Below are 19815 nucleotides of genomic sequence, written 5' to 3' on the forward strand. Positions count from 1 at the left end.
GCAAGTTCGGTGCCCCACCACCCCGCAGCTAGTTGCGTAACGCCACGGCGATTTCCGAGCCTGATTTCCGCCACAGCGTTACGCAAGTTCGGTTGTCGGTGGCGACGCGCACACTGCTGCGATGGATGAGCCCTTCCTCGGCCGCGCCGCGTTGGCCGCTGGCGAGCTGACACGCCACGCACTGCGGTCCCGATACCGAGCGGTACACCGCGACGTGTACCTGTCGAACGATGTCGAGTTGACGGCGCTCATCCGGGCGAAGGCGTGTTGGCTTAGGTCCCGTGGCCATGGCGTCCTGGCGGGCTACTCGGCGGCTGCGGTACACGGGACCAGGTGGATCGACCCCGGACTGCCGGCCACGGTGATCGACGACAATCGTCGCCGCACCCCGGGAATCATCACGTGGGGAAGCGCTCTGACCGAGGACGAGGTGTGCACCGTCGACGGGATACGTCTGACGACACCGGCGCGCACCGCGATCGATCTCGCGCGCAGATATCCTCTCGACACCGCGGTCGCATCGATAGACGCACTCGCGCGTGCCACTCGAACGAAAGTCGCGACAATCCAGGATGCGGTCCACCGGTACCCGGGACGTCACGGCACCGAGAGGGCACTCGAGGTCCTCTCGCTCGTCGATCCAGGCGCCGAGTCACCGCGCGAGACGGCACTCCGCCTCAGCGTCGTGCGGGCGGGTTACCCGCGGCCGCACACCCAGGTTCCCGTCTACAACGAGTACGACGTCCTCATCGGCCGGGTCGATCTGGGCTGGCCCGAGCAGAAGATCGCATTGGAGTACGAGGGGAGGCATCACCGGATGAGTCGGGAGCAGTTCGATAAGGACATCCGGCGATTCGAGGAGATGATCGAACTGGACTGGATCGTCATCAGGGTGACGGCAGCGGATACCGAGGCCACCATCCACATCAGACTCGCGGACGCGTGGTCGCGTCGAGTACGTGCGGCGAGCTAGACGAGAAAGAGGCCGACGACCCAGGCGATGGTCGCCAGCAGCGCACCTGTGAGTTCAACCCCGACGGACAGCGCGACGCCCTTGAGGGCGTGCCAGGTCGACGCCCACGCGCGGGTGACGTTCCCACGGATGCTCAGCTCGGCGGCGAAGACGCCCAGTACGAATCCGATGAGCAGACCGATCACCGGGATGACGAAGAAGCCGACGACGCCGGCAATACCCCCGACGACAAGCACAGAAGTTCGCACGTCGGCCGCCCGCATCCGCTTGACCGGCCACGTGTACTTGATGATCTGAGATGCGAAGAAAAGTGGTGCGGCCACGCCGAACACCACCCAGGACACGGCCGTGTTCTCGACGAACGCCCACACCCCGATCGCGCCCATCACCAGGATTCCGCCGGGCAAGATCGGGACGATGATCCCGACGAGGCCGACGGCGATCGCCAGCGCGACGAGGACGATGCCGACGGTGCTCACCTCAGTGAGGCTACGGGCTGCGCGGGATCAGGCGCCCAGCTTGTCGGCCAGATCGAGGAAGTCGTCTGCCATGACATCGAATTCGCCCTCGGCAGGTCTGCGCAATGTGCGGGCGGGGCCGTGTTCGCGGGGCCGGAACACGAACGCCGTCCGCAAACCGGCGTCGCGGGCGGCGCGCAGGTCCGCGGGGTGTGCGGCCGCGAGCATGAGCTCGTCGGGCGCGACGTCGAGGATCTGCGCGCAGCCGAGATAGGCCTCCGGGTCGGGCTTGTAGTGCCGGAAGATCTCGGCCGACAGCACGCAGTCCCATGGCAGTCCCGCGCGTTTGGCCATGTTCGTCAGCAGCGACACGTTGCCGTTCGACAGCGTCGTGATGGTGTAGCGCTGCTTGAGCCGCGTCAGTCCGGCGACGCTGTCGGGCCACGGGTCGAGGCGGTGCCAGGCCCGGTTGAGATCGTCGATCGCGGCGTCTCCGACAGTGATGCCGGCACCGTCGAGCAGCTCGACGAGGCGGCCCCGGTGCAGGTCGTCCAGCCGCGTCCACGGCAGCTCGCCACGACGCACCCGGTCCATCGCCGGGACGTAGCCGGCCCGCCAGTCGTCGGCGAACTGCGCCCAATCGGTCTCCACACCGTGTGTACGTCCGAAGGATTCCAGCTGACCGATGACGCTGGAGCGCCAGTCGACGACCGTGCCGAATACGTCGAACGCCAGCGCCTTGATCACCATCGTCTGTTCTTCGCGCAAGCGCTCATCACGGCTCCAGCACCAGCTTGCCGTTGATCTCACCGTCGGCCAGCGCCTGCAGTGCCGCCACGCCGTCAGACAGCGGAAAACGCACGGGCGCAGGCGGTCTGAGACCCGCATCCACGAGCGAGGCCAACGCGACACCGACCTGAGCTTGCGCGCCCGGGGTGCGGTTGACGAACTCGCCCCACCCGACGCCGACGACGCTGACGTTGCGCAGCAGCAGACGGTTCACCTTGACTGTCGGGATGCCGCCCGCGGCGAACCCGATGACAAGCAAACGCCCTTCGGTGGCCATCGCCCGGATCGCGTCGTCGAACGCGGCCCCGCCGATCGGGTCGACGACGAGGTCGACACCACGCCCGCCGGTCTCCGCCTTGACGGCGTCGAGCCATCCGTCGGTCAGCGGCAGCACCACGTCCGCACCGAGCGACTCGACGAACGGCACGGCCGACGGCCGGTGCACCATCGCGATCACCTTGGCGCCCAGTGCCTTTGCGATCTGCACCGACGCGGTGCCGACGCCGCCGCCGGATCCGAGCACCATCACCGTCTCGCCGGGCTGCAGTGCGCCTCGCCGCTGCAGCGCGAAGTACATCGTGTAGTAGTTGCCCAGCAGGCAGACCGCCGAGGCGTCGTCGAGGGCGTCGTTGGTCGGGATGACGGCATCCGCAGGCACCGCGACCTGTTCTGCCCACCCGCCGAGCAGGCTGAACCCGGAAACCCGCTGTCCTGCAGTGAATCCCAAGGAGGCCGGGGCCGACCGCACGGTTCCGGCCACTTCGACGCCGGGTACGAACGGCGGCGGCATCTTCATCTGGTACTCGCCGCGCAGCATCAGCAGATCCGGGAAACAGACGCCGGCGGCACCGACGTCGATGACGACAGCGGTGTCGCTGGAAACGTCATCGACATCGGCGTACGCCAGCCCTGAAGGACCCGACAACTCTTGCGCTACAAGCGCTTTCATCGGAGATTAGCCAAGGCTGAAGGTGGCCCGCTCAGCCGCCGACAGGTCGGTGATCTCGCCCCACTTGCCCGCGATGTCGTCGACCGTCGGCACCTCGGTGAAGGTGACGCCGCTGTTCTGGAACAGGGCGACGCGCTGCACCTTTCCGCCGCCGACGATGAACACCGATGCGGTCTCGGGCAGTTCCTCGGTGCACAGGTAGCCGATCACCGGTGCCACGTACTCGGGCGTCAGCTTCTCGAACACCTCGGGCGGCAGGATGTCCTGCGTCATGCGGGTGGCGGCGATCGGCGCGACGGCGTTGGCCTTGATGTTGTACTTCGCGCCCTCCTGGGCCAGCGTGTTGATCAGGCCGACGAGGCCGAGCTTGGCGGCGCCGTAGTTGGCCTGGCCGAAGTTGCCGAACAAACCCGAGGTGGATGTCGCGACGACCACGCGGCCGAAGCCGTTCTCGCGGAAGTGCGGCCAGGCGGCGCGGATGACGTTGTAGCCACCGTACAGGTGGACCTTGAGGACGGCGTCCCAGTTGCCGAACTCCATCTTGTGGAACGTGCCGTCGCGCAGGATGCCCGCATTGCTGACCACGCCGTCGACCTTGCCGAACTCGTCGACCGCGGTCTTGATGATGTTGGCGGCGCCCTCGGGCTCGGCCACGGAGTCGTAGTTGGCGACGGCGCGGCCGCCGGCGTCCTTAATCTCCTTGACCACGTCGTCGGCCATGTTGTGTCCGGCACCCGTCCCGTCGCGCGCGCCGCCGAGGTCGTTGACGACGACGCTGGCGCCCTCACGTGCGAGGGTCAGCGCGTATTCACGCCCGAGCCCCCCTCCGGCACCCGTGACGACGATGACACGATCCTGCACTCCTGGCACTGATGTTCCTCTCTTAGGGGACCGGACGCGTGCAAGGCTAGAACAGCTTGCGCGCCAGCTTGAACGCCTTCTCTGTATACGGCGGGTAGATGATGGATGTGAGGTCGGGTCGGGTTGGCTTGGTCAGCACCGACTTCTTGTGGCTGAACGTCTCGAACCCGAACTTGCCGTGGTAGGCGCCCAGACCGGACGGCCCGACGCCGCCGAACGGCAGCTTGTGGGTGGCGAAATGGAAGATCAGGTGGTTGACGACCATGCCGCCTGCTGGCACGTCCCGGATCACCCGTTCGCGCACCGCCTTGGCCTTGGTGAACAGGTAGGCGGCCAGCGGCTTGGGCCGCGCGTTGACGAAAGAGATTGCCTCGTCCAGGTTTTGGACCGTCAGGACGGGCAGGATCGGACCGAAGATCTCGTCGGTCATCAACGGCTCGGCGGGGTCGGGATCCACGACGACGGTCGGCTGGATCTTGAGGTTGACGGCGTCGGACTCGCCGCCGACCGCGACGGTGCCCTTGGTCGCCGCCAGCGCGTTGGCGAGCCGGTTGAAGTGACGCTCGTTGACGATGCGCTTGCCGGTATTGCCCGCCTCGAACGTGTCGATCGTCTTGCGGAGTTCGTCGACGAGTCGGTCGCGGATCGACGCGTCGGCCAGCACGTAGTCGGGTGCGATGCAGATCTGTCCTGAGTTGATGAGCTTCGTCCACGCGATGCGCTTGGCGGCCACCTCGACGTCGGCGTCGGCCGACACGATGACCGGGCTTTTGCCGCCCAGTTCCAGGGTGACCGGTGTCAGGTGGGGGGCCGCGCCCTCGTAGACGCGCCTGCCGACCTCGGTACCGCCGGTGAACAGCAGATGGTCGAAGCCCTGCGCGATCAGCTCCTGGCTGACGGCGCCATCGCCCTCGATGACGGCGATCGCGTCGTTGTCGAGGTAGCGGGGAACGAGGTCGGCCATCAGCGCCGAGGACGCCGGAGCAACCTCAGAAGGCTTGAGCACGACAGTGTTTCCGGCTGCGATCGCGCCGACGGCGGGCCCGAGGGTGAGGGCGAAGGGGAAGTTCCAGGCGCCGATGATGAGCACGGTGCCGAACGGCTCGTACTCCACCCAGCCCCGGCCCGGCAGCTGCGACATCTCGAGCAGACGGTGTCGCCGCTTCATCCACTTGCCGACGTTCTTGGCCGCGTACGCGGCCTCGCCCGTGGTGCTGGCGATGTCGGCCAGCCAGGCCTCGAACGGGGAGCGGCCCAGATCTTTTTCCAGGGCGTCGGTGACGGCGGCCTCGTTCTCGGACATCAGGCGTCCGAGCGCGTGCAGCTGCTCCTTACGCCATTCGACCGGGCGGGTGCGTCCTGTCGCGAACGTCTGCCGTAGCCGGGTGACGATGGCAGGGACATCGGCTGCGACTGCGGTGGCCTGGGTGGGTGCGACGGATTCGGTGGTCATGACGGGGTTCCTTCCTGACCTCGGAGTACCCGAATCCTAACCAACCATCCAGTTGGTGAACAGGTGTCAACCGCCCGTCAGAGTCTGACCCCGGTGGTGAATGTCGAGAATGCCTGCTCACCGGTGTCGGGTATCTCGACGAGACGGTCGAGCCGACGCATCTCGTCGCGGGAGTCGACCGCCTCGGCCCGCCAGCCGTTGGCGGCCAGCCAGTCGGCCACCTCGGCCCGGTCGGGGTCCTCGTACGTCAGCTCGGTGATGTCCATAGGTTCGGCGTCCAGCTGCGCTGTGATCCGGTCGAAGCGTTCGCGCACCCGTTCCCAACGATCGGGGTCATGGGCGCCCATCGACTCCGCGGCGACGCGGCTACCGGGCGCGCTCAGGTCGCTGATCTGCGCGAACAACCGGTCCTGGGCGTCGGCGGGCAGGTACATCAGCAGCCCCTCGGCCAGCCAGGCGGTCGGCTGGCTCGCGTCGAAGCCGGCCGCCTTCAGCGCGGCAGGCCAGTCCTGCCGCAGATCGATGGCCACCTCGCGGCGGTCTGCGGTCGGGGTTGCGCCCTGCGCAGCCAGGGTGGCGGATTTGTACTCCAGCACCAGCGGCTGATCGATCTCGAAGACAGTCGTGCCGGCCGGCCAGGTCAGGCGGAACGCCCGCGAGTCGAGCCCGGAGGCCAGGATCACGACCTGCCGGATGCCTGCGTCGACGGCTGCGGCGAAGTACGCGTCGAAGAAGTGCGTACGGACGGCCTGATAGTTGCCCATGTGCTCGAAGAGGGCGTCGACCTCGGGATCCTGGGCAGCGACCTTGGCGCGAAAATCGGTGTCACCGATGAATCCCCACGCACCCGTGCCCGCACCGGCGACGAGGACCTTCGCGTACGGGTCCGTGATGATCCGGTCCGGCCGGTCTGTCTCGGCGGCACGCGCGGCCGCCACCATGACCGCGGTGGCTCCGACGCTGGATGCGATGTCCCAGGTGTCGTTGTCGGTGCGTAGTGAACTCACAGCAGGATCCCTCTTGTCTGAGCACGGGGGACGATGAGCGTCTCTATTACTTTGCAAGGCTATCTAAATGTCGCCGGTGATCGGGCGCGGTGTGTGCCACAACACAGCCCGAGGGGCCAGACTCACAGGAGGTGAGCAGGAAGAGCGAACTACTCGCTCAGGTTCCACAATTTGTTGGCGAGCAACAACTCGAGCTTGTGCACCACAGCGCTGAGCTCGGTGCGATCGCCGACGAAGCCGGCATAGAAGCCCATGCCCCACACCACGGCGACGAGCATCTCGACCAGGTGCTCGACGTCGGTGTCGGTGCTGAGCTCGCCGCGGCTGATCGCATCGTTGACGGCCCACGACACGAAGGCGCGCGAGTTCTTCAACGAGTCGTGCTCGTCGTTGCTCAGCTCAGGGTGGCGCTGTGATTCCAGAACCGATGTCACCAGGAACGCTGCGGCGGAACGATCTTCGCTGTCGACCTGGGTGGCCACCGACAGGAAAGCCGAGAGGCGTTCGATCAGCGTCAGCTGTTCCTGTGCCCTGGCGATGCCGGCGCTCACAATGCCTGCATTGGTCTGCTCGACGACCTCGCCCCAGAGAACGCGTTTGCTCGCAAAGTAGTGATTGATCGCTGGGCGGGTCAGATCTGCGCGAATGGCAATTGCCTGGAACGTCGCAGCGTCGTAGCCGAGTTCGCTGAACACCTCGCGAGCGGCACGCAGAATGCGCTCCCGTGTTTCAGCGGCCTTCGCTGCGGGAGGACGTCCTGGACCTCGACTAGCCGTATACGGCACGGTCAAATTGTGCCACACGTCACCTGGCCCCCGGTTACGAGACCTCGGCCCGTTACCCGAGAGAGACCGGTGAGCAAACGGTTCGTAGCTGCGGAAGCAGGCGCCGCCCGGGTCCGCGGGCCGGTAGCCCGCTCGGCCCGGGCCGAGGGCGAACTAGGTTTGACCCATGGGGGTCGTGTCATCACGAGACGCATTCTTCGAAGCGGGCCTCGATGCCTTGTCCGAGTTGGGCTACGGCGGCCTCAAACTCGCCGAGGTGTGTCAGCGTCTCGGCGTGACGACCGGATCCTTCTATCACTACTTCTCCAACTGGTCCTCCTACACCCAGCAGTTGGTGGCCCACTGGCAGGAGGGGACGACGATTCAGGTCATCGCGGCGGTGCAGGCCGAGCCCGATCCCCGGCGCCGGATCGACCGCCTCATCGAGGCCGGTCTGACACTTCCGCACAGCGCCGAGTCCGCAATCCGGGTGTGGGGTGCGATCGACCCTGCGGTGCGTGAGGTCCAGGCCGCCGTCGACAGGCAGCGCTTCGACGTGGTCTGCGAATCGGCGCTGCAGATCCTTCACGACCAGCGACAGGCCGAACTGTTCGCCGCGTGGGCGGTCTACCTCCTCGTCGGATACGAGCAGGCGATCCTGCCTCCGGACACCTCCGGTTTGCGATGGATTGTCGGGCAGCTCCTCGAGTCTCTCGACTCGGGTCGGTTCGGTTCGGTGCCGCGCGATGAGTGACGCGGGCGGGCAGATTGCTCGCCTTGTAGGTCGGCCGGCACCCGCATCTTTCCCGCAGCAAACAATGACGGAACTCTTACTCACGGGCGTCGAGCGCCTGGAATCCCGTCTCAGGACCCCCGGGCACTGATGTCTGCCCTGTTGTTCGAGACCCGGCAACGCATCGTGCGGCGTGCGGCGCAGCGAGACCCCGACAACGATGCTTTTCGCCGTGCCCTCAGAGCCGCGATGGTGGTGCCGCTCGCCGGTGCATGCGGCTTCCTCATCGGCGGCGACAATCCGCAGACACCTCTCTTCTCCATCTTCGGTTCCGTCGCGCTATTGGTCTTCTCCGACTTTCCGGGGAATCGGCAGAACCGCGCTGTGGCGTATTCATGGCTCGGCGTCAACGGCTTCATCCTGATCACCCTCGGCACCCTGGTGGCGCCACATCCGTGGCCTGCCGTGGGATTGATGTTCGTTCTGGGAGTGGCCGTCAGCTTCTCCGGGGTTCTCAGCGAAACGATCGCCGCTGGGCAGCGCGCCACTCTCGTGCTGTTCGTCCTGCCCGCGTGCACGGCCCCCGGTCCGATCGGAGAACGCCTGCTGGGTTGGGCGATCGCGCTGGCGGTGTGTGTTCCCGCCGCGCTGTTCCTGCTGCCACCACGTCATCACGGCCAGTTACGCAGCCGGGCGGCTCGGGCGTGCGCGGCCCTGGCGGACCGATTGGACGGGACCGGGACCGCCGACAACGTCAGCAGGGCAATGGATTCCCTGCGTCAGACTTTCCTCGAAGCAGACTTCCGGCCAGTTGGCCTGACGGCAGGCAGCCGTGCCCTCGTGCGCGTCGTCGACGACCTCGAATGGGTCGCCGACCGCACGGGGCCGCACGCCGGGGTCACGCTGCGCGATAAGGACGCGGTGGGTCGCGTATTGCGCTGCGCGGCCACCGTTCTCCGTATCTCGCGCTCTGGTGACCGCGAGCTGGCACGGGCAGACCTGGCGGCAGCGCTGACGGTGTTGCGCGCGACGGCACAGGGGCGGTGGCGAGAAGACCTCGATGCGATCCTGAGTGCACCCGATGATGAACAGGCGGTGGCGTTGGGCCGGGACCTGCTGCGACGGCGCACCATCGCCGCCACTGTCGGAGCCACCGGCCGCATCATCGCGGCCGCGGCCGCCGCCGATGCACGCCCGGTGTGGGCGCGTGCACTCGGCCTGCGGCTCCCGCCCACGGGCGCTTCCGACCGGTTGCTTCCGGAAACTGTTGCGGCGGCCCAGATCGCGTCCGGGTTCCTGGAGAACCGGGCGGTGGCGGTCCGCAACAGTCTTCGTACCGGCCTCGGCCTCGCGCTGGCGGTCGCCGTCACGCACGTCTTCCCGATCGAGCACGGCTTCTGGGTGGTGCTGGGCGCGCTGTCGGTGTTGCGCAGTAGTGCTCTCACCACCGGCACTCGCGTGTGGCGTGCGGTGTTCGGCACCGGGATCGGTTTTCTGCTGGGCGCCGTCTTGATCTATCTGGTCGGTGTCGACCCCGTGGTGCTGTGGATCTTGATGCCGGTCGTCGTGTTCGGCTCTGCATATGTGCCCGAGATCGCGTCGTTCACCGCCGCGCAGGCCGCGTTCACGATGATGGTGCTGATCTTCTTCAACCTGATTGCGCCGACCGGTTGGCAGGTCGGCCTGGTGCGGGTCGAAGACGTCTTCGTGGGCGCACTCGTGGGGGTGGCGGTATCGATCCTGCTGTGGCCGCGCGGCGCGACAGCGTCGGTGACACGCCAGATCGATTCGGCCCGAGCCATTTTCGCGCGTTATCTACGAGCGGCGGTTCTGCGCATCACGCGCGGGGCCACCGAGGCGCGCACCGATGAGGTGGCGACGCTGAGCCATGACGCACTCTCCGCGTCCCGCGTGATCGATGACGCCGTCCGGCACTATCTCTCGGAAAGCAGCGGGGAGACCGACTTCCGCGCCCCGATCGTGCGGTCGTTCAACCGGGCGATCCGGCTGCGCGCGGTTGCCGACTTGATCGCCGACATCCCCACCCCGCCGCCGCTGGGCTCCTACCCCCATGTCCGCACGATCTTGGAGTCCCACGTCGATGCCATCTGCGACCGGGTGACAGGTCGGTGGGATGCCGTCGACACGTGGACCCCCATTAGCGACGACTTCGTACGGGCACTGCGGTCGGAGGCCCGAGACGACAATCTCGGGCTCTCCGCCGCACTACCGCTGCTGACCGCGGCTGCCGCCATCGGCGAGCTGGAGCTGATCTACCCGCTGAAAGCCGACCGCTGACCTCAGCGCAACGGCCGATGGGGCATCAGCGCATCCGGCGGTATGGCTCCGAACTTGCCGGACTGGAAATCCTCGACGGCCTGGATGATCTCCGATTTGGAGTTCATCACGAACGGGCCGTATTGAAAGACCGGTTCACGAATCGGCTTGCCTCCCAGTAACAGAACCTCAAGTGCGGGCCGGTTCGAGTCTTGTGACAGGTCGGCGGCGACGGCGATGCGATCACCGGGGCCGAGCACTGCAAGCTGTCCCTGCTGCACCGGATGCCCGACCGGACCCACAGATCCGCGACCGGACAGGACGTAGACGAGCGCGTTGAAGTCACGCGCCCAGGGCAGGTCCAACCGCGCGCCGGGCTGAATCGTGGCGTGCGCCAGAGTGATCGGGGTGTGGGTGGACCCCGGGCCGGCCTGGCCGTCGATGTCACCGGCGATGATCCGCACCAGCGCGCCGCCGTCATCCGACGACAGCAGCTTGGCCTGCGCGCCCTCGATCGCCTGGTAGTTCGGGTCGGCGAACTTGTCCTTCTTCGGAAGGTTCACCCACAGCTGTACTCCGTGGAACACACCGCCGCTCTCGACGAGTTCGGCCGGTGGCGTCTCGATGTGCAGGATTCCGGAGCCGGCGGTCATCCACTGCGTGGCGCCGTCGGCGATCAGGCCACCGCCGCCGTGCGAATCCTGATGCGCGAAGCGGCCGTCGATCATGTACGTGACGGTCTCGAACCCGCGGTGCGGGTGCCAATCGGTTCCGCGCGGCTCGCCGGGCTGGTACTCGATCTCGCCCATCTGGTCCATGTGGATGAACGGATCGAGATCACGCGCGTTCACTCCGGCGAACGCGCGGACGACGGGGAAGCCCTCGCCCTCGTACCCGCGCGGTCCCGTTGTGACGGAACGCACCGGGCGTTCGGTGTCGGTCGGTGTGGGTCCCGCGATGCGCGGGAGGGTGAGCGTATCGGCTGTGATGGCTGGCATGCCCGGAACAACCGGACTGCGGTCCGATTAATTCCGTGCGGTGCTGCCGGCGAGCGCACATCAGCCGCGCGAACCCGGGTATCTCCGCGCTAGGCGGAGGAGGGCCGATGACAGACGCACATGGACAGAACTCGACGGACACCTGGGAGGTCGTGGTCGCGACGTTGTATGACCGCGGTGATCCGAGCAAAGGAGCAGAAGAACGCTCCCTTGTCCGGGGGTCCGAGGAGGAGGCGCGGCGCGTCTACTCCGACACCACGGCCGTCGCAGCCGACGAGGACTACGCGTACGTGAAGCTTCGCGATGCGAGCACCGACGTCGAGTCGTGGCCGCAGGAGACCGGGTGGACCGTCTAGCCGAGAACGGCCAATGCCGCGGCGCGTGCCTCGGCGGCGCTGGCGGTGCCGAGGACGGCCTCGGCCGCATCACGGCACTGCTGAAGTGTGACCATCGCCAGTTTGGCGCCCACCCCCTGCACCGCTGCGGCGGCCGCCGACAATGAGGTGACCCCGAATCCCGTCAGCACGCAGGCGAGCAACGGGTCGGCGGCTGCTTCACCGCACACGCCCACCGGCTTGCCCACCGCTGCACCGGCTTTCACCGTCATCGCGACGAGCGCCAGCACGGCGGGCTGCCACGGGTCGGTCAGCGTCGCCAGTTCGGCCGACATCCGGTCGGCGGCCATCGTGTACTGCGCAAGATCGTTGGTCCCGATCGAGAGGAAGTCGACGTGGTCGAGGATTCGGTCGGCCAGAAGCGCGGCGGCGGGCACCTCGATCATCACCCCCGGCGTCAGGCCGTACGCACGGGCCTTGTCCGCGAAGTTCTTCGCCTCCTCGGCGGTCGCGATCATCGGTGCCATGACCCACGGAGGATTTCCGGTGCGTTCGGCGGCCTGGGCGATGGCCTCGAGCTGGTGGTCCAGGAGCCCCGGATTGTTTGTGGCGATGCGAATACCGCGGACTCCGAGGGCCGGGTTGGCCTCGTCGGGATGTCCCGCGAACTTGAGCGGTTTGTCCGAGCCCGCATCCAGGGTGCGGACGACGACCTTGTTACCGGCGAATGCCTCGAGCACCTCGGCGTAGATGCTTGCCTGCTCCTCGACGGTCGGTTCGGTGTCGGTGTTAAGGAAGCACAGTTCGGTGCGGAACAGGCCGACGCCTTCGGCGGGGGTCTGGCGCGCCGAGCGTGCCGCGGCGCCGTCCTGGACGTTGGCGAGCACGGCGACGGCGTGGCCGTCGGCCGTGGTGCCGGGGCCAGACCAATTCGCCGCAGCCTCGGCGATGCGCTTGGCCTCGGCGACAGCCTCGCGAGCCGGGGCTTCGTCCGGGGCGACGGTCACGGTGCCGCGGGTGCCGTCGACGAGCACCATCGTGCCGGCGGGCACGTCGTCGAGACCCGCGACGGCGACGACGCATGGAATCCCGAGCTGGCGCGCGATGATCGCGGTGTGGCTGGTCGGGCCGCCGAGGGTGGTGGCCAGCGCGACGACGAGCGTCGGGTCGAGGCCGGCGGTGTCCGCCGGTGCGAGGTCCTCGGCGCAGAGGATGGACGGCTCGTCGGGTAGCGGGACGCCGGGTTCGGGCAGGCCTTTGAGCTCGGCGATTACCCGGTCGCGGATATCGCGCAGGTCGGTGACGCGCTCGGCCATGAGACCGCCGAGCTTGGTGAACATCTCGACGAATTGATCGATGGCGCCGTTGACGGCCCGAACGGCAGGGGCGCCGTCCTTGATGCGCTTCTCCGCCGCGCCCAGCCAGCCGCGGTCTGTCGCGAGTGTCGCCGTGGCCGCGAGCACTTCGGAGGCGGCCCCCGTCGCGTGCGCGGCGCGCTCCCGCAGCCTCCCGGCCACCGCCGCGGCCGCGGCGGTGAAGCGTTCTCCTTCCGCGGACCGTTCGTCCTCGGGAAGCTCGTCCGTTGGCTCGGCGTCGACATCGGGCAGCGTGCCCGGGCGGATCACCGGCGCGTACTGAACTCCGGCCACAACGGGAACACCGTGCAGAACCGAGTGTGAGGTGAGCGGGGACGTCGCAGTCATGTGAACCAGATTACAAGAAACCGTTGACAAGTCAACACATTCAGGAGTAAAACCAAATATATCAACATTAAAAGCCGGCAATACCCACATAAGCCCTCAGTGCGGAGTCCCATGTACCCGGAAGAACGGCAGCAGGCCATCGCGTCGCTGGTGATGACGAAGGGCCGCGCCTCGGTGACCGAACTCGCACAGACCTACGACGTCACCACCGAAACCGTCCGGCGCGACCTCGCCGTGCTGGACAAGGCCGGCATCGTGCGCAGGGTGCACGGCGGCGCGGTCCCCGTCCGCGCCCTGCACCTCGTCGAACAGGGCGTCGGCGAACGCGACGTCACCCGGGCCGAGCACAAAGATGCGATCGCCGCCGCCGCTGCGGAGTTCTTCCCGCTCAGCGGCGCGAGCGTGCTCCTCGACGCCGGCACCACCACGATGCGGATCGCCGCGAAGATGCCGACCGACCGCGAGCTCGTCGTCGTGACCAACTCCGTTCCGATCGCGGCCAGGTTGGCGACGGTCCCGTCGGTCTCCCTGCAGCTGCTCGGCGGCCGCGTCCGCGGTGTCACACAGGCCGCCGTCGGTGAGCAGGCGCTGCGTGTACTTGACACGCTGCGCGTCGACATCGCCTTCATCGGCACCAATGCGATCAGCGTGGGCCACGGATTGTCGACCCCCGACAGCGAGGAGGCCGCGGTGAAGCGCGCCATGGTCCGCGCCGCCAATTACGTTGTCGTGGCCGCTGATTCGTCAAAAGTCGGCCGCGAGGACTTCGTCAGTTTCGCTCCCATCTCCAGTGTCGACACCCTCATCACCGACCCCGAGATCTCTGCCGCCGACAGCACCGAGCTGACCGAGCACGGCGTCGAGGTCATTCGTGCAGGAGGCCAACCGTGATCGTGACCGTCACCCCCAACCCGAGCATCGACCGCACGGTCACACTGCCGTCACCGCTGACGCGCGGTGCCGTCCATCGCGTCACGTCGGTGACCAGCCAGGCCGGGGGCAAAGGCGTCAACGTCGCCAAGGTTCTGACCATGGCCGGTGTCGAAGCACTGGCCGTCCTGCCTGCCGCCGTGAACGATCCTCTGTTGACCGCGCTGGCCAATGCCGCGGTTCCCTTCCAGATCGTGACCACCGATCAGCCGGCCCGAACCAACCTGACGATCACGGAGCAGGATGGCACCACCACCAAGATCAACGAGCCGGGCGCGATGATCGACGCGGCGACGTTGACGGCTTTCACCGACGTCGTGATGGACGCCGCCGAGGACGCCGACTGGGTGGTGATGTCGGGTTCATTGCCGCCCGGCATTCCCGAGTCCTGGTATGCGGACGTCGTCGCGCTTCTGTCCGCGCACTCCTGCCGGGTCGCCGTCGACACCTCCGACGCACCGCTGGCAGCACTCGTGGACTCGTTGGAACGCGGCGCACCCGACCTCATCAAACCCAACGCCGAGGAACTGGCGAGCGTTCTGGGCTATTCACCGGAGACTCTCGAAGATGCAGTCGCACAGGGTGATCCGGCGCCAGTGGTCGCCGCGGCCCGCCAACTGATCGACCGGGGAGTCGGCGCGGTACTGGCCACCCTCGGTGCCGCCGGCGCGGTGCTGGTCGACCGCAACGGCGCCTGGATGGCGAGCCCGCCGCCCATCACGCCCCGCAGCACGGTCGGCGCCGGTGACTCGTCCCTGGCGGGGTACGTGCGCGCCGAGGTCGGCGGCGCGGTCCCGCCGCAACGGCTGCAGATGGCCGTCGCGTACGGCAGCGCCGCAGCCTCCCTGCCGGGCACCACGCTGCCCTCCCCCGCCGAGATCGATCTCAACGCCGTTCAGGTGTCGCCCATTTCGCCCATCCCCGCCGCTCAGTAAGACACGAGAGACAAGGTAGTTCCATGACCACCTCCACCACTCCGATCATCACCCGCGATCTGGTGCTGCTCGACGCCGCGGTCGACGGTGACAAGCAGGCCGTCATCACCCGTCTCGTCGAAACCCTTGCTGCCGCAGGGCGCACCAACGACGCCGAGGGGCTCGTCGGGGCCGCCATGGCGCGCGAAGGGCAGTCGGCGACCGGCCTGCCCGGCGGCATCGCGATCCCCCACTGCCGATCGCCCTACGTTGACGCGCCCACCATCGGATTCGCCCGTCTCAAGCCGGGTGTCGACTTCGGAGCTCCCGACGGCCCCGCGGACCTGGCGTTCCTGATCGCGGCGCCGGACTCCGGTGGCCAGGAGCACATGAAGCTGTTGTCCAGCCTGGCAAGGGCATTGGTACGCAAGGATTTCGTCGAATCCCTGCGCAACGCCTCGTCTGCCGAGGAAGTGGTCGGCCTCGTCGAAGGGGTGGTCAATCCGGCACCGCCAGCGGGAGCGGCACCGGCCGCGCCCGCCGAACAGCCCGCTGCAAAGGCTGCCGCCAAGTCGATCGTCGCGATCACCGCCTGCCCCACCGGCATCGCGCACACCTATATGGCGGCAGACTCGCTCAGCCAGGCGGCCAAGGATGCCGGCGTCACGCTCGTCGTCGAGACGCAGGGGTCATCCGGCAGCACACCCCTACCCGCTGACACCATCGCCAAGGCCGACGCCGTCATCTTCGCCACCGACGTCGGAGTAAAGGACAAGGGACGCTTCGCGGGCAAGCCGGTGGTGGCTTCCGGCGTCAAGCGCGCAATCAACGAGCCGGCCAAGATGATCGCCGAAGCCGTTGCCGCAGCCGACAATCCGAATGCGGCTCGCGTCGAAGGCTCAGGCTCGGCTGGTCCCGGCGCGCCGTCCGGCAATGTCGGCTGGGGAACGCGGACGCGTCAGATACTGCTGACCGGCGTGAGCTACATGATCCCGTTCGTCGCGGCGGGTGGTCTGCTGATCGCGCTCGGCTTCTTTTTCGGCGGCTACGAGATCGCCGACACCGGCAACGACATCGCCCTCAACAACTCGCTGACCAACCTCCCCGACGGCGGGTTCGCACAGTATCTCGGCGCGATCCTGTTCACACTGGGCGGGCTGGCATTCAGCTTCCTGGTTCCCGCACTCGCCGGCTACATCTCCTTCGCCATCGCCGACCGGCCCGGCATCGCGCCCGGCTTCACCGCAGGCGCCCTTGCCGTCTTCATCGGCGGCGGCTTCATCGGCGGCATCGTCGGCGGTGTGCTCGCCGGTTTTGTTGCCCTGTGGATCAGCAATATCAAGGTCCCCCAGTGGCTTCGGGGCTTGATGCCGGTGGTGATCGTGCCTCTCGGAGCGTCGCTGGCGGTCGGCCTGATCATGTTCTTCCTGGTGGGACGCCCGTTGGCGAACATCAACACCGGACTCACCAACTGGCTCAGCGGGCTGTCCGGCACGTCCGCGATCTTCCTCGGCATCATTCTCGGCCTGATGATGTGCTTCGACCTCGGTGGCCCCGTCAACAAGGCGGCGTACGCGTTCGCCACCGCCGGCCTCGCAGCCGATACCACCGCGGCATTCGAGATCATGGCCGCTGTCATGGCCGCAGGTATGGTGCCGCCGCTGGCCATGGCACTGGCGACGACCATCCGCCCGCGTCTGTTCAGTGAGCCGGAGAAGGAGAACGGCCGCGCCGCATGGCTTCTCGGAGCATCGTTCATCTCCGAGGGCGCCATCCCCTTCGCGGCGGCCGATCCGCTACGCGTCATCCCGTCGATGATGTTCGGCGGTGCCATCACGGGCGCGCTGTGCATGGCCTTCAGCGTCGGATCTCGCGCCCCACACGGCGGGGTCTTCGTGCTCTTCGCGATCGACAACAAGCTCGGCTTCCTGATCGCGATTGTCGCGGGCACCATCGCGTCGGCCCTCGCGGTCGTCGCCGCCAAGCAGTTCATCAAGACGGGCGTCAAGAACGATCCCGAACTCGTCGCCGCCTGACCGTTCCATCCACCACCAAGAAATAAGGAGAACCATGCCCAGCAAGACCGTCATCGTCGGCTCGTCCATCGGCCTGCACGCCCGTCCCGCGGCAATCATCGCCGAGGCCGTCGTCGAGGCCGGCGTTCCCGTCACCCTGTCAGTCGACGGGGGCGAGCCCGTCGACGCAGGCTCCGCGCTGATGATCATGACCCTCGGCGCGGGAAACGGCGCCCAGGTGACCGTCGCCTCCGACGACGAGGCTGCACTGGCCACCATCGCCGAACTGGTCCAGAAAGACCTCGACGCCTGACGCCTGACGGGGCCGGTGACGGTCCCGAAAGAAAGCGGAACAACCCCTCCCGAGACACCCTTACGCTGTCTGAGTGCCTCAGACGCGTAGCCTGGACCTGACATTTTGGGCTATACCACCGTGGTCAGCGAGTTTGCTGCGAGCGGTCCAGCACACCATGCGCTGGTCGGGTGTTTCGGGGGGTGACATCGCGTGCGCCGAGTTGGTGCGCTGATTGCGGCTCTGTTCCTGGTGCTGCTGACGGCTCCACCTTCGTGGGCGGTCGAGCAGCCGATCATCGATCCCGCTGCGATTCCTCCTGATGAGACCGGTCCGGACCAGCCGATGGAGCAGCGGCGCATCTGCGCCAGCCCGACGGTGTTCCCGAACTCCAACTTCGCGGACCGACCCTGGGCCAACGACTACTTGCAGCTGGCTGAGGCGCAGAAGTTCGCAACCGGTGCCGGCGTAACTGTGGCGGTCATCGACACGGGCGTGAACGGCTCACCGCGAGTCCCCGCAGAACCCGGGGGCGACTTCGTCGACGCGGCAGGCAACGGCATGTCCGACTGTGATGCGCACGGCACTCTCACCGCCGCCGTCATCGCAGGGCGTCCCGCTCCCACCGACGCGTTCGTCGGCGTCGCACCCGACGCGAGGATCCTCTCGCTGCGCCAGACCTCCGACAGTTTCTCGCCGGTCGGCGCCCGTAACGACCCCAACGATCCGAACTCCACCCAGACAGCCGGCTCGCTGCGAAGCCTGGCTCGGGCCATCGTGCACGCGGCCAACATGGGCGCGCAGATCATCAACATCAGCGAAGCGGCTTGCTCATTCCTCACCTGCATAGCGGTTCGCGAACAGTTCGGCGCGGGCAGCCTGAGCCTGTTCGGGAGTGGGCAGATCCAAATCCCGGTTCAGGAAGTCCCGGGTGGCCACGTTGTCATGGCCCTGTTCTCGCATGCCCTCGAGCATGAAGGTGTACTGGGCCGACCTCGCATCCTGAGTGGCCAGGCCGGCGATCACGACGATCTCGTCGGCCAGCATCGACTCCGTCAGCGAGACCGCGTGGGGCGCGAGGTCGATCTGATGTACACGGCCGTCCAGGTACGTCGTGACCGTCACCGTGCCCGGTGGATTGGTGACCGTGAACATCGGCATCGCTGCGTCGTCTTCCGCGTCGACGTCGATCGACACCGGCGCCGGGGCTTCGGGTGCCTCGGAATAGGAGTAGTCGCCGAGGATCAGGCCCAGGTCGGTTTCGCCCTCGGCGGCACCGGCCGCGCTGAAGTCCAGCGCCGCCAGATCGTCGTCCCCGGTCCGTCGCCATTCGTCGAGGGGATCGTGCGGAGGGTTGGCCACCGTAGTCGTTCGCCTTTCTCAGTCCGGCACGGAGTAGTCGGAAGCGTGGTCGTCGGAAGCGGCGACGTGGTCGAACCACGACTTCGACGGCAGGAACTCCATCAGGCTGTCCAGGGCTCGCTTCAGGTTCTCGTCGGTACCGGGCAGGAAGCTGCCGTAGAGCTCGTTACCGACCTGGCGCGGGAGCGAGACGATCCGGCCGTGGCCCGAGTCGAGGACCCCGGCGCCGACACCGGCCTCCGCGTAGGTACCGCCCGTCCGTCGCTCGTTGGCGGTGATCTCGACCCAGCTGTCCGGCGACCCAATGGCCTCGGCGTAGATCTTGGCCGACAGCGCAGGCTGGCCGTACGCGGCCAGTTGATCGGCCGTGCGCGTCTCGGCCAGCTTGGACACGATGCCGGTCAGCGGTTCCACGTTCGCAGGGGACGCGCTGCCCAGGACGACGTTCACCATCGCCGCGAGACCGACCTGCGGAGCCACCCGCTGAAGCACCAGCATTTCTTCATCCCGTGCGGCGACGACATGACGCTCCCCTTTGCGACACACCACGAAGCGGACCATCTTGCCATCGCGGTCGCGGCGCCACCATCGGCAGTCCAGGGTCCGATCGGGCCGACTCAGCGCATCGACCATGGCCGCGACCTCGGGGTGAGGGTCCCCGTAGGCCGTCAGAACGCCCTGAGCAGTCAGGTCGCGGGTCACCTGGTCCCATACGATCTTGCGTTGCTCCTCGTAGGGGATGTTCGGCCGGATTCCCAACGACAGCGGGAAATCCACCAGATGAAGCCGGTCGGCAATCACCAGCATTCCGTCGATCGTCACCTCGACGCCCACCACGTCGTCGTAGTGGGTGGGCTCGGCGTCACCGAAGAGTGGTCTGGTCATCAGCGCACCGCAGGATCGACGTGACGCCCTGCTGGGGAATCCGTTGTGATGTACGCACCGGCCACCGCCGGGGTGGCGTTGCCTTTGCCAGACCCCTTCGAGTCGCCGAACATTGCC

At 67.3% G+C, this 19815-nt stretch carries 19 protein-coding genes and 1 pseudogene; 9 read left to right on the forward strand and 11 right to left on the reverse strand.

The annotated features are described in order from the left end of the window. Positions 1–121: 121 nt before the first annotated feature. Entirely contained in the window at positions 122–973 is an 852-nt protein-coding gene (locus ACAG24_RS00005) for a type IV toxin-antitoxin system AbiEi family antitoxin (protein WP_370470657.1), read from the forward strand. On the opposite strand, the gene ACAG24_RS00010 is transcribed toward ACAG24_RS00005, so the two are convergent. From ACAG24_RS00010 to ACAG24_RS00040, 7 genes are all read right to left on the reverse strand, one after another. After that, a complete protein-coding gene (locus tag ACAG24_RS00010; protein ID WP_370470658.1) occupies positions 970–1452 on the reverse strand; it encodes a DUF456 domain-containing protein in 483 nt (160 codons plus the stop codon). The two genes, ACAG24_RS00005 and ACAG24_RS00010, sit on opposite strands and share 4 nt — an antisense overlap. Positions 1453–1479: 27 nt before the next feature. Beyond that, on the reverse strand, positions 1480–2181 hold the full coding sequence (locus ACAG24_RS00015) for a haloacid dehalogenase type II (protein WP_370470659.1): 702 nt from the start codon (positions 2179–2181) through the stop codon (positions 1480–1482). A gap of 25 nt (positions 2182–2206) precedes the next feature. Beyond that, complete coding sequence (locus ACAG24_RS00020) at positions 2207–3169, reverse strand: NADPH:quinone oxidoreductase family protein (protein WP_370470660.1); 963 nt, start codon at positions 3167–3169, stop codon at positions 2207–2209. Positions 3170–3175: 6 nt separating this feature from the next. Further along, entirely contained in the window at positions 3176–4039 is an 864-nt protein-coding gene (locus tag ACAG24_RS00025; RefSeq protein ID WP_370470661.1) for an SDR family oxidoreductase, read from the reverse strand. A gap of 37 nt (positions 4040–4076) precedes the next feature. Continuing rightward, the gene (locus ACAG24_RS00030) at positions 4077–5483 is read right to left on the reverse strand and encodes an aldehyde dehydrogenase family protein (protein ID WP_370470662.1); all 1407 of its coding nucleotides are present in this window, start codon (positions 5481–5483) and stop codon (positions 4077–4079) included. A gap of 77 nt (positions 5484–5560) precedes the next feature. Beyond that, entirely contained in the window at positions 5561–6490 is a 930-nt protein-coding gene (locus tag ACAG24_RS00035; RefSeq protein WP_370470663.1) for a class I SAM-dependent methyltransferase, read from the reverse strand. A gap of 149 nt (positions 6491–6639) precedes the next feature. Further along, complete coding sequence (locus ACAG24_RS00040; protein ID WP_370470664.1) at positions 6640–7275, reverse strand: TetR/AcrR family transcriptional regulator; 636 nt, start codon at positions 7273–7275, stop codon at positions 6640–6642. A 166-nt stretch (positions 7276–7441) separates the two neighbouring features. On the opposite strand from ACAG24_RS00040, the gene ACAG24_RS00045 reads away from it, so the two are divergent. Beyond that, positions 7442–8008 carry a TetR/AcrR family transcriptional regulator gene (locus ACAG24_RS00045; RefSeq protein WP_370470665.1) on the forward strand — a complete coding sequence of 189 codons (567 nt, stop codon included), beginning with the start codon at positions 7442–7444 and terminating at the stop codon, positions 8006–8008. Between the two features lie 129 nt (positions 8009–8137). Further along, positions 8138–10285, forward strand: coding sequence for an FUSC family protein (locus tag ACAG24_RS00050; protein ID WP_370470666.1), 2148 nt, complete (start codon positions 8138–8140; stop codon positions 10283–10285). A gap of 2 nt (positions 10286–10287) precedes the next feature. Here ACAG24_RS00050 and ACAG24_RS00055 read toward each other — a convergent pair whose 3' ends face one another. After that, complete coding sequence (locus ACAG24_RS00055; protein ID WP_370470667.1) at positions 10288–11262, reverse strand: pirin family protein; 975 nt, start codon at positions 11260–11262, stop codon at positions 10288–10290. A 107-nt stretch (positions 11263–11369) separates the two neighbouring features. Here ACAG24_RS00055 and ACAG24_RS00060 point away from each other — a divergent pair, with 107 nt between their 5' ends. Then, positions 11370–11618, forward strand: coding sequence for a hypothetical protein (locus tag ACAG24_RS00060; protein ID WP_370470668.1), 249 nt, complete (start codon positions 11370–11372; stop codon positions 11616–11618). Here the strand turns inward: ACAG24_RS00060 and ptsP are convergent. Continuing rightward, on the reverse strand, positions 11615–13300 hold the full coding sequence (ptsP, locus tag ACAG24_RS00065; protein WP_370470669.1) for a phosphoenolpyruvate--protein phosphotransferase: 1686 nt from the start codon (positions 13298–13300) through the stop codon (positions 11615–11617). The genes ACAG24_RS00060 and ptsP overlap by 4 nt on opposite strands. A gap of 111 nt (positions 13301–13411) precedes the next feature. Between ptsP and ACAG24_RS00070 the strand changes: the two genes are divergently transcribed. The 5 genes and pseudogenes from ACAG24_RS00070 to ACAG24_RS00090 all read left to right on the forward strand — a co-directional run. Next, on the forward strand, positions 13412–14191 hold the full coding sequence (locus ACAG24_RS00070) for a DeoR/GlpR family DNA-binding transcription regulator (protein WP_370470670.1): 780 nt from the start codon (positions 13412–13414) through the stop codon (positions 14189–14191). Next, positions 14188–15165 carry a 1-phosphofructokinase gene (pfkB, locus tag ACAG24_RS00075; protein ID WP_370470671.1) on the forward strand — a complete coding sequence of 326 codons (978 nt, stop codon included), beginning with the start codon at positions 14188–14190 and terminating at the stop codon, positions 15163–15165. Before ACAG24_RS00070 ends, pfkB begins: the two co-directional genes overlap by 4 nt. A gap of 23 nt (positions 15166–15188) precedes the next feature. After that, positions 15189–17180, forward strand: a complete 1992-nt coding sequence (locus ACAG24_RS00080; RefSeq protein WP_370470672.1) for a PTS fructose transporter subunit IIABC — start codon at positions 15189–15191, stop codon at positions 17178–17180. A 34-nt stretch (positions 17181–17214) separates the two neighbouring features. Then, positions 17215–17472 (forward strand): HPr family phosphocarrier protein, encoded by a 258-nt coding sequence (locus ACAG24_RS00085; protein ID WP_370470673.1) that lies wholly within the window; start codon positions 17215–17217, stop codon positions 17470–17472. A 192-nt stretch (positions 17473–17664) separates the two neighbouring features. Beyond that, a pseudogene (locus tag ACAG24_RS00090) lies at positions 17665–18294 on the forward strand (S8 family serine peptidase); the annotation flags it as partial. On the opposite strand, the gene ACAG24_RS00095 reads toward ACAG24_RS00090, so the two are convergent. After that, positions 18283–18813 (reverse strand): hypothetical protein, encoded by a 531-nt coding sequence (locus ACAG24_RS00095; RefSeq protein ID WP_370470674.1) that lies wholly within the window; start codon positions 18811–18813, stop codon positions 18283–18285. The pseudogene ACAG24_RS00090 and the gene ACAG24_RS00095 overlap by 12 nt on opposite strands. An 18-nt stretch (positions 18814–18831) precedes the next feature. Continuing rightward, entirely contained in the window at positions 18832–19698 is an 867-nt protein-coding gene (locus ACAG24_RS00100) for an ESX secretion-associated protein EspG (RefSeq protein WP_370470675.1), read from the reverse strand. Positions 19699–19815: the final 117 nt, after the last annotated feature.

This window comes from Mycobacterium bulgaricum (assembly GCF_041287165.2).
GTDB lineage: Bacteria > Actinomycetota > Actinomycetes > Mycobacteriales > Mycobacteriaceae > Mycobacterium > Mycobacterium bulgaricum.

Bases quoted from the DNA above. Each gene is read 5' to 3' on its own strand.
- ACAG24_RS00005 (WP_370470657.1), top strand. From the start codon at position 122: ATGGATGAGCCCTTCCTCGGCCGCGCCGCGTTGGCCGCTGGCGAGCTG.
- ACAG24_RS00060 (WP_370470668.1), top strand. From the start codon at position 11,370: ATGACAGACGCACATGGACAGAACTCGACGGACACCTGGGAGGTCGTG.
- ACAG24_RS00015 (WP_370470659.1), bottom strand. From the start codon at position 2,181: ATGGTGATCAAGGCGCTGGCGTTCGACGTATTCGGCACGGTCGTCGAC.
- ptsP (WP_370470669.1), bottom strand. From the start codon at position 13,300: ATGACTGCGACGTCCCCGCTCACCTCACACTCGGTTCTGCACGGTGTT.
- ACAG24_RS00050 (WP_370470666.1), top strand. From the start codon at position 8,138: ATGTCTGCCCTGTTGTTCGAGACCCGGCAACGCATCGTGCGGCGTGCG.
- ACAG24_RS00030 (WP_370470662.1), bottom strand. From the start codon at position 5,483: ATGACCACCGAATCCGTCGCACCCACCCAGGCCACCGCAGTCGCAGCC.
- ACAG24_RS00085 (WP_370470673.1), top strand. From the start codon at position 17,215: ATGCCCAGCAAGACCGTCATCGTCGGCTCGTCCATCGGCCTGCACGCC.
- ACAG24_RS00100 (WP_370470675.1), bottom strand. From the start codon at position 19,698: ATGACCAGACCACTCTTCGGTGACGCCGAGCCCACCCACTACGACGAC.
- ACAG24_RS00055 (WP_370470667.1), bottom strand. From the start codon at position 11,262: ATGCCAGCCATCACAGCCGATACGCTCACCCTCCCGCGCATCGCGGGA.
- ACAG24_RS00045 (WP_370470665.1), top strand. From the start codon at position 7,442: ATGGGGGTCGTGTCATCACGAGACGCATTCTTCGAAGCGGGCCTCGAT.
- ACAG24_RS00070 (WP_370470670.1), top strand. From the start codon at position 13,412: ATGTACCCGGAAGAACGGCAGCAGGCCATCGCGTCGCTGGTGATGACG.
- ACAG24_RS00080 (WP_370470672.1), top strand. From the start codon at position 15,189: ATGACCACCTCCACCACTCCGATCATCACCCGCGATCTGGTGCTGCTC.
- ACAG24_RS00020 (WP_370470660.1), bottom strand. From the start codon at position 3,169: ATGAAAGCGCTTGTAGCGCAAGAGTTGTCGGGTCCTTCAGGGCTGGCG.